Here is a 13,673-nt window from a genome sequence, read left to right as displayed (position 1 = left end):
GTATTGATTCCAGAGATTTGATGATGACCACCCCTGCGCTGCTGCCTCTGACCACCGTCGACCTGCCGCCCCTGCTGCCCGAGCTGGTGCTGACCGCCGGTGCCTTCTTCCTGCTGATGCTCGATCTGTTCATCAGCGAGCGCAACAAGGCCTGGACCCACATCGTCTCGGTGGCGATCCTGGTCGCGGTGTTCGCGATGCTGCTGGCCGGCGTGGGCGGGCAGGGCGAGGTGTTCAACGGCATGTTCGTGCGCGATGCCGCCGCCGACGTGATGAAGACGGTGATCGTGGGCCTCAGCGCGCTGACCCTGATCTATGGCTGGAGCTACCTGCGCGAGCGCAAGCTGTACCAGGGCGAGATCCCGGTGCTGGTGCTGTTCGCCACGGTCGGCATGATGATCCTGGTCTCGGCCGGCAGCCTGCTGATGGTCTACCTGGGCCTGGAACTGCTGGCGCTGTGCTCCTACGCGCTGGTCGCTTCCAACCGCGACAACGGCATGGCCACCGAAGCGGCGATGAAGTACATCGTGCTCGGTTCGCTGGCCTCCGGCCTACTGCTGTACGGCATGTCGCTGATCTACGGCGCCACCGGCACGCTGAGCCTGAGCGGCATCCACGAGGCGATCGGCAACGGCCGCGAGCACATGCTGCTGCTCACCGGCACCGTGTTCATGATCGCCGGCGTCGCCTTCAAGCTCGGCGCCGCGCCGTTCCACATGTGGCTGCCGGACGTCTACCAGGGCGCCCCGGCGCCGATCGCGCTGTTCATCAGTTCGGCGTCCAAGCTGGCCGCGTTCGGCATGGCCTACCGCCTGCTGGAAGTGGGCGTGGGCCCGCTGGCGGCGCAGTGGCACTGGGTGATCGGCGGCCTGGCGGCGCTGTCGCTGGTGGTCGGCAACCTGATGGCGGTGGCGCAGAGCAATCTCAAGCGCATGCTGGCGTATTCCACGGTCTCGCACATCGGCTTCCTGCTGCTGGGCGTGGCCGGCGGCGGCGAGCGCGGCTATGCGGCGGCACTGTTCTACGCGATCTGCTATGCGGTGATGTCCACCGCCTCGTTCGGCGCGATCATCGCGTTGTCGCGCAAGGGCTTCGAGGCCGAGAACATCGACGACTTCAAGGGCCTGAACGCGCGCAACCCGTGGATGGCGCTGCTGGTGCTGTGCATCATGGCCTCGCTGGCCGGCGTGCCGCCGTTCCTGGGCTTCTGGGCCAAGCTGGCGGTGCTGGGCGCGGTCGTCGCGGTGCCCGACCAGAACCTGTGGTGGACCGGCCTGGCGGTGCTGTCGGTGCTGTGCGCGGTGATCGGCGCGTTCTACTACCTGCGCGTGATCAAGGTGATGTATTTCGACGAGCCGGTCGGCACGCCGCTGCCGGCCAACGACGACCGCGTGCTGGGCGTGGCGCTGGGCGTCAACGCGCTGGGCCTGCTGGCCTTCGGCCTGGCCTGGAGCCCGCTGATGGCGTGGTGCCAGCGCGCCTTCGCGCACCTGGCCTGATCGCGAAAGGGCGGTTTTCCCGCTGTTTTCCGCCAACGCCGCCGCAAGGCGGCGTTGGCGTTTTTGCATTCGGCGATGCGATTGTTGTTTCGTTTTCCATCGTGTGCGGTTATCATGGCGTCCTTCGAACGGCAGCGTCGCTACCGCATCGAGATGAAAATCAGGGCTTGCAATCGACGCACTGATTCTTCATAATTCCGCTTCTGCTGCGGGGTGGAGCAGTCTGGCAGCTCGTCGGGCTCATAACCCGAAGGTCGCAGGTTCAAATCCTGCCCCCGCTACCATCTTTGTCTGCAGCGGCAACCAGTGCATCGGTTGTCTGCGGCAGGGAAGTTTGGGCTTCGCGATGACGCATGTTCCCGTCGTCGCAACCGGAATCCAGCGTGACCGGAGTTTTACCGGACAAGGGGCCCAGAGGGCCCTTTGTCGTTTCCGGGGTCCGGGAAATGCACGCAATCGACTTTTCAACCTTTTCAGATGCAAGGCAGGCTGTGAGCGACAAGGCAAACGAAATCGCGACTCTGCTGGGCCCGACCGTGGACGCGTTGGGCCTGGAACTGCTGGGCGCGGAATACCTGCCGGCCCCCGGCGGCGCCACGCTGCGCCTGTACATCGACGTGCCGCTGGCAGAGCAGCCCGAGCGCATCGTCAACATCGACGATTGCGAGCGGGTCAGCCGCGAGGTGTCGGCGCAACTGGACGTGGAAGACCCGATCAGCGGCAACTACACGCTGGAAGTGTCCTCGCCGGGCGTGGACCGGCCGTTGTTCAGCGCCGAACAGTTTTCCCGCCATGTGGGCGAATCGGCCAAGGTGGTGCTGAAGTTGCCGCAGCAGGGCCGTCGGCGCCTGCAGGGGCGCATCGTGCAGGCCGACGCCGCTACCGGCCGCATCACTTTCGAGGTCGACGGCGCCGAACTGGCGGTGGACTTCGACAACATCGACAAGGCGCGGATCATGCCCGACTGGGCGGCGCTGGGTCTGGCGCCGACCAAGCCGGGCAAGGGCCCGAAGCCGGCCGGCAAGAACGCAAAATCCAATAAGAAACCATCCAACGAACCGGCGGCCGACGAGGCTGCGCGCGGAGCGAAAGAATGAGCAAGGAACTGTTGCTGGTAGTCGACGCGGTGGCCAACGAAAAGGGCGTGCCGCGCGAAGTGATCTTCGACGCGATCGAGGCCGCATTGGCGTCGGCGGCCAAGAAGCGCTACCCCGACCAGGACGTGCTGACGCGCGTCACCATCGACCACAAGGACGGCACCTACGAAACCTTCCGGCGCTGGGAAGTGGTGGCCGACGATGTGGTGATGGAATCGCCCGACCGGCAGATCCGCCTGATGGACGCGGTCGACGAGGCCGAGGGCGTGGACGTCGGCGACTACATCGAAGAGCAGATCGAGAATCCGGACTTCGGCCGCATCGCCGCGCAGGCCGCCAAGCAGGTGATCGTGCAGCGCGTGCGCGAGGCCGAGCGCCAGCAGGTGGTGGACGCGTGGAAGGATCGCGTCGGCGAACTGGTCACCGGTGTGGTCAAGCGCGCCGAGCGCGGCAACATCTACGTGGACCTGGGCGGCAACGCCGAGGCCTTCATTCCCAAGGACAAGGGCATCCCGCGCGACGTGCTGCGCGCCGGCGACCGCGTCCGCGGCTACCTGGCCGAAGTGCGTTCGGAGCCGCGCGGCCCGCAGCTGTTCATCAGCCGCGCCGCGCCGGAATTCATGATCGAGCTGTTCAAGCTGGAAGTGCCGGAAGTGGGCCAGGGCCTGGTCGAGATCAAGGCCTGCGCACGCGATCCGGGCGATCGCGCCAAGATCGCGGTGCTGGCGCACGACACCCGCACCGATCCGATCGGCGCCTGCATCGGCATGCGCGGGTCGCGCGTGCAGGCGGTGTCCAACGAGCTCAACGGCGAGCGCGTGGACATCGTGCTGTGGAACGACAACCCGGCCAACTTCGTCATCAACGCGATGGCGCCGGCCGAGGTGCAGTCGATCATCGTCGATGAAGAAAAGCACTCGATGGACCTGGCGGTGGCGGAAGACCGCCTGGCCCAGGCGATCGGCAAGGGCGGCCAGAACGTGCGCCTGGCCAGCCGCCTGACCGGCTGGCAGCTCAACGTGATGACCGCCGAGCAGGTCGCGGCCAAGTCCGAGGCCGAGCAGGCCGTGGCCCGCCAGCTGTTCATGGACAAGCTGGAAGTGGACGAGGAGATCGCCGCGATCCTGGTCGCCGAGGGCTTCAACTCGGTCGAGGAAATCGCCTACGTGCCGGTCGGCGAGTTGCTGGCGGTGGAAGGCTTCGACGAGGACATCGTCGAGGAACTGCGCGCGCGTGCCCGCGACGCGCTGCTCAACGAGGCGCTGGCCGCCGAGGAGAGCGACGACGACGGTGTGCCGGCGGCGGACCTGCTGTCGCTGCCGGGCATGGACGAAGCCACCGCCTACGCGCTGGCCGGCCATGGCGTACGTACCAGCGAGGACCTGTCGGATCTGGCTGCCGACGAAATCCTCGAGTTCGGCATCGAGGACCTGGACAAGGACCGCGCCGCGGCCCTGATCCTGGCCGCCCGCGCCGAGGAGATCGCCCGCCTGGAGCGCGGCGAATGAGTCAGCGATGAATGCCGCCCTGACCCGATCAGGGCTTAGAATCCGCGCTACCTTCGCACGCGGCGAGGGGGCGCCAACCAGATCATAGGATCCGAATGTCGCAGCAAACCACCATCCGCAAGCTGGCCGAACTGGTGAACACGCCGGTCGAGAAACTGCTGGTTCAACTGGCCGACGCCGGGATGAAGTTCAGCGGTCCCGACCAGGTCGTCACCAGCACCGAAAAGATGAAGCTGCTGGGCTTCCTGCGCCGTACCCACGGCAAGACCGACAAGCCGGTCGAGGAAGAGGCCCAGGCCGCGCCGAAGAAGATCACCCTGAACCGGCGCAAGCTGCAGGAAGTGACGGTCAGCGCCGGGCGCAGCAAGACCACGGTCAACGTCGAGGTCCGGCAGAAGCGCACCTACGTGAAGTCGGCCGAGGACCTGGCCGCCGAGCGTGCGGCGCCGTCCGCGGGCGGACGGGTGGACGACGAGCGCGCCGAGATCCTGCGCAAGCTGGAGGAATCCAAGCAGCGCAATCTGGCCGAACAGCAGAAGCTCGCCGAGCAGGATCGCGCGCGCGCCGAGGAAATCGAGCGCAAGCGCAAGGCCGAGCAGGAAGCGCGCGAGCGTGCCGAGGCCGAGCAGCGCGCGGCCCAGGCCGCGCTGGACGCCGAGTCGGCGCCGCCGGCTGCGGCGCCGTCCGCGCCTGCCGCCGACCGCAACGCCGCCGCCGCCGCGCCGCGTCCGCCGCGTCCGCCGATGGCGCCGCGTCCGGCCGGTGCCGCGCATCCGGCCAAGCCGGCCGCGCCGCGCAGCGACGACCGCAACAATGCCAACAACAAGCATAAGACCCGCGGCTCGCACGTGATGGTCGCCGGGGTCGAGGACGACGACAGCACCAGCCGTTTCGCCGGCCAGCTGCATCTGTCCGCGGCCGACCGCGCGCGCCGTTCCAACGTGCGCGGCAAGCCGCGCGGCGGCAGCCACAGCGGCGGTCGTCGCCAGGCCGAACCGTCGCGCAGCGGCGGCGGCGCGCACGGCTTCGAGCGTCCGACCGCACCGGTGGTGCGCGAAGTGGCGATCGGCGACACCATCACCGTGGCCGACCTGGCGCAGAAGCTCGCGCTGAAGGGCGGTGACGTGGTGAAGGCGCTGTTCAAGATGGGCGTGATGGCCACCATCACCCAGACCATCGACCACGACACCGCCGCGCTGGTCACCGAGGAACTCGGCCACAAGCCGACCCGCGCCGGCAGTGCCGACGCCGAGGACGCGCTGCTGGCGCACACCGAGGACGCGCAGGGCGAGAAGCTGCCGCGGCCGCCGGTGGTCACCATCATGGGCCACGTCGACCACGGCAAGACCTCGCTGCTGGATTACATCCGCCGCACCAAGGTCGCCTCCGGCGAAGCCGGCGGCATCACCCAGCACATCGGCGCGTACCACGTCGAGACCGACCGTGGCGTCATCAGCTTCCTGGACACCCCGGGCCATGCCGCGTTCACCTCGATGCGCGCGCGCGGCGCCAAGCTCACCGACATCGTGGTGCTGGTGGTCGCGGCCGACGACGGCGTGATGCCGCAGACGGTCGAGGCGGTCAAGCATGCGAAGGCGGCCGGCGTGCCGCTGATCGTGGCGGTCAACAAGATCGACAAGTCCGGCGCCGATCCGCTGCGGGTCAAGAACGAGCTGCTGGCGCAGGACGTGGTCGCCGAAGAATTCGGTGGCGACACCCAGTTCGTCGAACTCTCGGCCAAGACCGGCCAGGGCATCGACGTGCTGCTGGACGCGATCTCGCTGCAGGCCGAAGTGCTGGAACTGCGGGCGGTGGCCGAAGGCCGCGCCAGCGGCGTGGTGATCGAGTCCTCGCTGGACAAGGGCCGCGGCCCGGTGGCGACGGTGCTGGTGCAGCAGGGCGCGCTGAAGAAGGGCGACTACCTGGTGTGCGGCATCCAGTACGGCCGCGTGCGTGCGCTGTTCGACGAGACTGGCAAGCAGCCGGAATCGGCCGGCCCGTCGATTCCGGTGCAGGTGCTGGGCCTGTCCGGCGTGCCGGATGCCGGCGACGACTTCGTGGTCGTCGACGACGAGCGCCTGGCCAAGGACGTGGCGCAGCAGCGCGAGACCAAGCGCCGCGAGTCGCGCCTGGTGTCCTCGGCGGGCAGCCGCATGGAAGACATCATGTCGCAGCTCGGCAAGGGCGAAGGCCAGCTGTCGCTGAACCTGGTGATCAAGGCTGACGTGCAGGGTTCGGTGGAAGCGCTGAAGCAATCGCTGACCGCGCTGTCCAATGAGCAGATCCGCATCAACGTGATCCACTCCGGCGTGGGCGGCATCACCGAGTCCGACGCGAATTCGGCGCTGGCCTCCAAGGCCACGGTGATCGGCTTCAACGTGCGTGCCGACGCCTCGGCGCGGCGCATCATCGAGACCAACGGCATCGACCTGCGGTACTTCTCGATCATCTACGACGTGATCGACCAGGTGAAGCAGGTGGCGTCCGGCCTGCTGGGCGTGGAGATCCGCGAAGAGATCATCGGTATCGCCCAGGTGCGCGACGTGTTCCGCAGCTCCAAGTTCGGCGCCGTCGCCGGCTGCATGGTCGTGGAGGGCGTGGTCAAGCGCAACAAGCCGATCCGCGTGCTGCGCGACAACACCGTGGTGTTCGAGGGCGAGCTGGAATCGCTGCGTCGCTTCAAGGAGAACGTCGACGAAGTGCGCAACGGCACCGAGTGCGGTATCGGCGTGAAGGCCTACAACGACGTCAAGGCCGGCGACCAGATCGAGTGCTTCGAGCGCATCGAAGTGCAGCGTACGCTGTAAGAGCTGGGATTCGGGAATCGGGATTGGGGAATGGGAGGAGCGGGGCGCTGCAGGTGCGTCGCTCGTCCCAGACCCTTCCCGATTTCTTTATTCCGAACAGAGAGATTTTCGCTATGCCCACCAAATCCTTTCACCGTACCGATCGCGTGTCCGCGCAGATCCGGCGCGACCTCGGCACGATCGTGCATGCGGCCGTGCGCGATCACGGCCTGCCGTCGGTCAGCGTGTCCGACGTCGAGGTCACCCGCGATCTGGCCCATGCCAAGGTGTTCGTCACCGCGTTGATGCAGGAACGCTCGGCCGAGGCGGTCAAGGGCCTTAAGGAGCTGGCGCCGCAACTGCGCAGCGAGCTGGCGCGGGCGATGAAGCTGCGCCACGTGCCCGAACTGCATTTCCACTACGACGATTCGGTCGATCGCGGCGAGCGCATCGACAATCTGCTGCGCGACATGCCGGAACTGCAGCAGGAGCAGGACGACGGCGGCCCTGCCGCCGACGACGCCGACACGGCGCCGCGCAAGGACTGAGTCCGCTGCCGACGCCGCGGCGTCGGCGTCCAGTGTTCGAGTGCGGGCGCCCAACGCGAGCGTCCGTTTCGCAGTCGCGATCGCGGCGCTCTTTCATCCGTCTGGCGTCACGCTGTTCCATGCGTGCCGTTCGCCCGCGCCATGCCGGGGTAGGATCCGCCAATCCCGAATCCCCAATCCCGAATCCCCGCCCAACCCCCCATGCCCGTCTTCGGCCCGCGCCTGCCTCGTATCGTCTTCCGTCGCCTCGACGGCATCGTGCTGCTCGACAAGCCGATCGGCATGAGTTCCAACGCGGCGCTGCAGGCGGCGCGGCGGCTGTTCCGTGCGGAGAAGGGCGGTCACACCGGCAGCCTGGATCCGCTCGCCACCGGCCTGCTGCCGCTGTGCTTCGGCGAGGCGACCAAGCTGGCCGGCCTGCTGCTCGGCTCGGCCAAGGCCTACGAAGCGGAGGTCGTGCTCGGCGTCACCACCGACAGCGACGATGCCGAGGGCGCGGTGCTGCGCACCCGACCGGTGCCGCCGCTGGACGCACCGACCCTGGAGGCGGCGCTGGCGCCGCTGCGCGGGCGCATCCGCCAGCGTGCGCCGATCTATTCCGCGCTCAAACAGGGCGGCGAACCGCTGTACGTCAAGGCGCGCCGCGGCGAGGCGATCGAAGCGCCGGAGCGCGAGGTCGAGGTGCATGCGATTGACGTGCTCGCGCATGCCGGCGACCGCCTGCGCCTGCATGTGGCCTGCGGGTCCGGCACCTATATCCGCAGCCTGGCCCGCGACCTGGGCGAGGCGCTGGGTTGCGGCGCGCATATCGCCGCGTTGCGGCGGCTGTGGGTGGAGCCGTTCCGGACACCGCAGATGGTCACCCTGGAGCACCTGCAACACCTGGCCGCGCAGGATCCGGCGGCCCTGGAGGCGCTGGTGCTGCCGCTGGCCGCCGGCCTGGCCGATTTCCCGCCGCTGCGCCTGGAACATGCTGCGGCGCAGCGCTTCCGCATGGGCCAGCGCCTGCGCGATCCGGCCTGGGCGCCCGGCGTGGCGGCGGTGTTCGACGCCGACGGCGTCCCGCTGGGCCTGGGCCAGGTCGATGCGAGCGGGCTGCTGGCGCCGCAGCGCATGTTCAATCCGTGACCGCACAGCGGTCGCGCCGGGTGTTACCTGACTGTCGTTCAGTCATGACGCGGTCTTAACACCTTGTTCCTCCGGGCCGAGGCCGGTACAATTTCGCGGCCTTTCCGGCACGCTGCGCTCCGGCGCAATCCTTCGCAATCGGCGAGCCAGGCGGTGCGTCCTCTGCACGTTCCTGCCGGCCCCGCATCTCAGAGAAAAATCCCATGTCCATCGACACCCAGAAAGTCATCGAAGAAAACAAGCGCGGCGCTGCCGACACCGGTTCGCCGGAAGTCCAGGTCGCCCTGCTGACCGCCCGCATCGAACTGCTGACCGGCCACTTCAAGACCCACAAGAAGGATCACCACAGCCGCCGCGGCCTGCTGCAGATGGTCAACCGCCGCCGCAGCCTGCTCGACTATCTGAAGAAGAAGGATGGCGAGCGCTACAAGGCGCTGATCGAGAAGCTCGGCCTGCGTCGCTGAGTCAACGAACCCCACCGCGGCGCAGCGATGCGCCGCGGTTTTGTTTTGGGTAGTACCGTGGCCCGGGGATCGCTCCGCGCCACCGGCCGGATCCTCCCGGCCACCCGCCAGCGGCATGGGCCGTCAGCGGTCCATTTGCAGACAGCATCATCCAAGGAAACCCCGTGGCAAAAATCACCAAAACCTTCCAGTACGGCAAGCACACCGTCACCCTCGAAACCGGCGAGATCGCCCGCCAGGCCGGCGGTGCCGTCATCGTCAAGATGGACGACACCGTACTGCTGGTCACCGCCGTCGCTGCCAAGAGCGCGCGCGAAGGTCAGGACTTCTTCCCGCTGACGGTCGACTATCAGGAGAAGTTCTACGCCGGCGGCCGCATCCCCGGCGGCTTCTTCAAGCGCGAGGGCCGTGCGACCGAGAAGGAGACGCTGATTTCGCGTCTGATCGACCGTCCGATCCGTCCGCTGTTCCCGGAGGATTACAAGAACGAAGTGCAGATCATCGCCACGGTGATGTCGATGAACCCGGACATCGACGGCGACATCGCCGCGCTGATCGGCGCCTCGGCCGCCCTGTCGCTGGCCGGCACCCCGTTCAAGGGCCCGATCGGCGCCGCCAAGGTCGGCTACAAGAACGGCGAGTACATCCTCAACCCGACCGTGTCGGATCTGAAGGATTCGCAGCTGGAGCTGGTCGTCGCCGGTACCGCCAACGCGGTGCTGATGGTCGAGTCCGAAGCCGCGCTGCTGTCGGAAGAAGTGATGCTGGGCGCGGTCACCTTCGGCCACCGCGAGATGCAGAAGGTCATCAACGCGATCAACGAGCTGACCGTCGAAGCCGGCACCAAGCCGTCCGACTGGGTCGCCCCGGCCAAGAACGAGGCCATGATCGCCGCGCTGAAGGAAGCCGTCGGCGAGCAGCTGGCCGCCGCGTTCCAGGTGCGCGACAAGCTGCAGCGCCGCGACGCCATCGCCGCGATCAAGAAGGACGTGCTGGCGCAGCTGGCGCCGCGCGCCACCGCCGAGAACTGGGTCGCTGCCGACCTGGCCAAGGAATTCGGCGAGCTGGAATACCAGACCATGCGCGGTTCGGTGCTGAGCACCAAGGTGCGCATCGACGGCCGTGCGCTGGACACCGTGCGCCCGATCAGCGTGCAGGCCGGCGTGCTGCCGCGTACCCACGGCTCGGCGCTGTTCACCCGCGGCGAGACCCAGGCGATCGTGGTCACCACGCTGGGCACCGCCCGCGACGGCCAGGTGATCGACGCGGTTTCCGGCGAGTACAAGGAAAACTTCCTGTTCCATTACAACTTCCCCCCCTACTCGGTGGGCGAGTGCGGCCGCTTCGGCGCGCCCAAGCGTCGCGAAATCGGCCACGGCCGCCTCGCCAAGCGCGGCGTGCTGGCGGTGATGCCGACCATGGAAGAGTTCCCGTACACCATCCGCGTGGTCTCGGAAATCACCGAATCCAACGGTTCCTCGTCGATGGCTTCGGTCTGCGGTTCGTCGCTGGCGCTGATGGACGCCGGCGTGCCGGTGAAGGCGCCGGTGGCCGGTATCGCCATGGGCCTGGTGAAGGAAGGCAACGACTTCGTGGTGCTGTCGGACATCCTGGGCGATGAAGATCACCTGGGCGACATGGACTTCAAGGTCGCCGGTACCGCCGACGGCGTGTCCGCGCTGCAGATGGACATCAAGATCGAAGGCATCACCGAAGAGATCATGAAGCAGGCCCTGGCGCAGGCCAAGGCCGGCCGCCTGCACATCCTCGGCGAGATGGCCAGCGCGCTGACCACCCCGCGTGCGGAGCTGAGCGACTACGCGCCGCGCCTGCTGACGATCAAGATCCACCCGGACAAGATCCGCGAAGTGATCGGCAAGGGCGGTTCGACCATCCAGGCGATCACCAAGGAAACCGGCACCCAGATCGACATCCAGGACGACGGCACCATCGTCATCGCCTCGGTCAATGCGATCGCCGCGCAGGCGGCCAAGTCGCGCATCGAGCAGATCACCTCGGACGTCGAGCCGGGCCGCATCTACGAAGGCAAGGTCGCCAAGATCATGGACTTCGGCGCGTTCGTGACCATCCTGCCGGGCAAGGACGGCCTGGTGCACGTCTCGCAGATCTCCAGCGAGCGCGTGGAGAAGGTCGGCGACAAGCTGAAGGAAGGCGACGTGGTCAAGGTCAAGGTGCTGGAGGTCGACAAGCAGGGCCGCATCCGCCTGTCGATGAAGGCCGTGGAAGAAGGCGAGGGCGCGTCGGCCGAATAAGCCGCACGCTGCCAGCGTCGTTCTCCAGGAAAAAGCGGGCTTCGGCCCGCTTTTTTCTTGCCTGGCGTTTGCGCAGGCGCGACGGGGCGCCAACGGTGACGTCCTGTCGCGGCTGGCGCCGCTCCTGCACAGGAAGACGGAGCATTTGGCCCGCGACTTGGCCGAGGCTGCCAGCGATCGCTGGAGAGCATCTGCAGATGCGCTGACAGCGGCCCAGGGTCGGCGAGGGTGGGGCGCGCGCCCGTAGCGCACGCTTTCGCAGGAGCGGCTTCAGCCGCGACCAGGCCGGCATGGCGATCTTGGGAATGCTGGGGGGGTGATCCCGAACTGGGGACCAGCGCCGCGCCTGCGGTGGGCGTTCTCAGCCGCTGCTGTCGTCTTCGATCGCCGGATAGCGCGCCAGATGCGCCGATAGCGGTCCGGGGTGGGCTAGCTGGTAGCCCTGGCCGTAGCGCGCGCCCAGCGCCTGCAGTGTCGCCAGTTCGCTCTCGGTCTCGATGCCTTCGACGACCACGTCGGCATTGGTTTCCGCGGCGAAGGAGAGGATGGCCATCGCCAGCCGCTGCCGGCGCGGTTCGGCGTCGATGCCGCGGGTCAGGGTCAGGTCCAGCTTGATGATGTCCGGCGCCAGGTGCAGCAGATGGCGCAGGCTGGCGAAGCCGGTACCGGCGTCGTCCAGGGCGATGCGCAGGCCCTGCCGCTGCAGCAGGCCGATGTGCTCGGAAAGGCGTGGGTAATCCGGCGCCTGCAATTGCTCGGTGATTTCCAGCACGATCCGCGACAGGTCGTGGCCGTGCAGCAGCGCCTGCAACTGCGGATGCAGCAGCGTCGGTGCGGACACGTTGATCGCCAGATACAGCGGCGCCGGCAACTGCTCCAGCAGCTCCAGCGCCTGGCGCGCGGCGGCCAGTTCCAGGTCCAGGCCCAGCCCGACCCGGCTGGCATCGTCGAACCAGCGCAGCGGCGGCAGCGCCGGATTGGCCGGAAAGCGCGACAGTGCCTCCACCCCGACGATGCGTTGCGATGCCAGCGCCAGCACTGGCTGGGTCACGATCTGCAGGCGCGTCTCGGCGATGGTTTCGCGGATGCGGGTGGCGATCGCCGCCTTCTCGCGAAATGCGTGTTTCTCCATGTCCTGGCGGCGCGCGATGTCGGTCTGCAGTGCGGCGCGGTCCATCGCCAGCGCCAGCGTCGCGCCGACCAGGGTCGCCAGCAATTCCAGCGTGCGCACGTCCTGTGCGCTGTAGGCGTTGGGGTGCGGCGCGAGGACCTTGAGCACGCCGATGCTGCGGTCGCCGTAGCGCAGCGGCACCACCAGCATCGAGCGCAAACCGATGCGCCGGCAGGCCGCGCGGTCCACGCGCGGATCGACTTCCGAATCGTCGCAGCGCAAGACCTCGCCGGTCCGCATGCACAGCCCCGACAGGCTGCCGTTGCTGGGCAGGCGCAGGCCGAGGTGGCGCTCGGCGACGCCGCTGGCCGACCAGTACAGCATGTCCTTGCCGTCGCACATCTCCACCACGGCGCCGTTGGAGCGGGTCAGCTCCTGCGCGCGGCGGGTGACCACGTCGACCACCTGCAGCGGATCGCCGCCGGCCGCGGCGATTTCGCCCTGCGCCAGGATGATGCGCGACAGCAGCGCCGCGTCGTCCTGGGTCGCGGCGGCGGCGTGCTGGATGAGGTCCGAAATGTCGGATGCCTTGGCCATGTCCGCATCATGTGGCAGTGCGTCGGAGGACGGCAATCGCGCGGCGCGCGCTTCGCCCAGGCAGCGTGCGGAACTGATCGCTCCATCACGCTGCGCGCGTGCGCGTGCGCGTGCTCAGTCGCCAGCGCCACCCTTGCGCGGCTTGCCGTACAGGCTGCGCAACTCGTCCTTGGCCTGCTCCAGGATCTGGCGGCGCTGCGCCGGCAACTGGTCGCCGGCGCGATTGATGTAGAAGGTCAGCATCGACATGGCCGAGCGATACGGACCGGTGCGGCGGCGGGCGTGCAGGTCGGCCGACTGCTTGAGCGCGCGCGCGATCGCGGCCGGATCGTTGCCTTCGAACACGTTCGGCGCGATGCCGAGCGACTGTTGCGCGTCGCTGCCGCGGCGCTGGTTGAGGTCGGTGCTGGAGAGTGACGGGCTGCTCTGTGCCATTGGTGATGCTCCTTGGCGATGGCGGTGGAGAGGTACAACGCATGCGCAGTCCCACAGTGCAGGACCCGATGGCGGATGCCGCCGCCATCGCTGCCGCACGCCGCGAGGCGACGGCAGTTCGACGTCGAAGGGAGAGGAAGGCGGACGCGGCGCGAACGCGCGCCGCCGCGATCGCGTGTGCGGGTCGTGGAGCGTCCCGCGCGCGTGATGGGCGATGCCGTTGTTCG

At 68.0% G+C, this 13,673-nt stretch carries 10 protein-coding genes and 1 tRNA gene; 9 read left to right on the top strand and 2 right to left on the bottom strand.

Annotated elements, in window-relative coordinates; all coding sequences use genetic code 11:
- The first annotated feature begins 23 nt into the window (after window positions 1-23).
- From nuoN to pnp, 9 genes are all read left to right on the top strand, one after another.
- On the top strand, window positions 24-1,499 hold the full coding sequence (gene nuoN, locus SLW56_RS01240; RefSeq protein ID WP_026143462.1) for an NADH-quinone oxidoreductase subunit NuoN: 1,476 nt from the start codon (window positions 24-26) through the stop codon (window positions 1,497-1,499).
- Between the two features lie 207 nt (window positions 1,500-1,706).
- Window positions 1,707-1,783: transfer RNA gene (locus SLW56_RS01235), tRNA-Met, on the top strand.
- Window positions 1,784-1,990: 207 nt separating this feature from the next.
- The gene (rimP, locus tag SLW56_RS01230) at window positions 1,991-2,596 is read left to right on the top strand and encodes a ribosome maturation factor RimP (RefSeq protein WP_152245715.1); all 606 of its coding nucleotides are present in this window, start codon (window positions 1,991-1,993) and stop codon (window positions 2,594-2,596) included.
- Entirely contained in the window at window positions 2,593-4,104 is a 1,512-nt protein-coding gene (gene nusA, locus SLW56_RS01225; protein ID WP_017908136.1) for a transcription termination factor NusA, read from the top strand. The genes rimP and nusA overlap by 4 nt, the downstream gene beginning before the upstream one ends.
- Before the next feature lie 95 nt (window positions 4,105-4,199).
- On the top strand, window positions 4,200-6,911 hold the full coding sequence (gene infB / locus SLW56_RS01220; protein ID WP_320694242.1) for a translation initiation factor IF-2: 2,712 nt from the start codon (window positions 4,200-4,202) through the stop codon (window positions 6,909-6,911).
- A gap of 113 nt (window positions 6,912-7,024) precedes the next feature.
- Complete coding sequence (gene rbfA / locus SLW56_RS01215) at window positions 7,025-7,438, top strand: 30S ribosome-binding factor RbfA (protein ID WP_267093802.1); 414 nt, start codon at window positions 7,025-7,027, stop codon at window positions 7,436-7,438.
- A 201-nt stretch (window positions 7,439-7,639) separates the two neighbouring features.
- Entirely contained in the window at window positions 7,640-8,566 is a 927-nt protein-coding gene (gene truB / locus SLW56_RS01210) for a tRNA pseudouridine(55) synthase TruB (RefSeq protein ID WP_320694241.1), read from the top strand.
- 203 nt (window positions 8,567-8,769) lie between these two features.
- On the top strand, window positions 8,770-9,030 hold the full coding sequence (rpsO, locus tag SLW56_RS01205) for a 30S ribosomal protein S15 (RefSeq protein WP_003467392.1): 261 nt from the start codon (window positions 8,770-8,772) through the stop codon (window positions 9,028-9,030).
- Between the two features lie 164 nt (window positions 9,031-9,194).
- Window positions 9,195-11,303 (top strand): polyribonucleotide nucleotidyltransferase, encoded by a 2,109-nt coding sequence (gene pnp, locus SLW56_RS01200; protein WP_267107444.1) that lies wholly within the window; start codon window positions 9,195-9,197, stop codon window positions 11,301-11,303.
- A 361-nt stretch (window positions 11,304-11,664) separates the two neighbouring features.
- Here the strand turns inward: pnp and SLW56_RS01195 are convergent, their stop codons facing one another.
- Both SLW56_RS01195 and SLW56_RS01190 read right to left on the bottom strand, forming a co-directional pair.
- Window positions 11,665-13,011 (bottom strand): EAL domain-containing protein, encoded by a 1,347-nt coding sequence (locus SLW56_RS01195; RefSeq protein WP_320694240.1) that lies wholly within the window; start codon window positions 13,009-13,011, stop codon window positions 11,665-11,667.
- A gap of 114 nt (window positions 13,012-13,125) precedes the next feature.
- On the bottom strand, window positions 13,126-13,446 hold the full coding sequence (locus SLW56_RS01190) for a DUF3175 domain-containing protein (protein WP_152239657.1): 321 nt from the start codon (window positions 13,444-13,446) through the stop codon (window positions 13,126-13,128).
- Between the last annotated feature and the right edge of the window lie 227 nt (window positions 13,447-13,673).

It is taken from the genome of Xanthomonas sp. LF07-6 (assembly GCF_034105445.1).
Classification (GTDB): domain Bacteria; phylum Pseudomonadota; class Gammaproteobacteria; order Xanthomonadales; family Xanthomonadaceae; genus Xanthomonas_A; species Xanthomonas_A sontii.
This window is presented reverse-complemented; position numbering and strand designations above follow the sequence as displayed.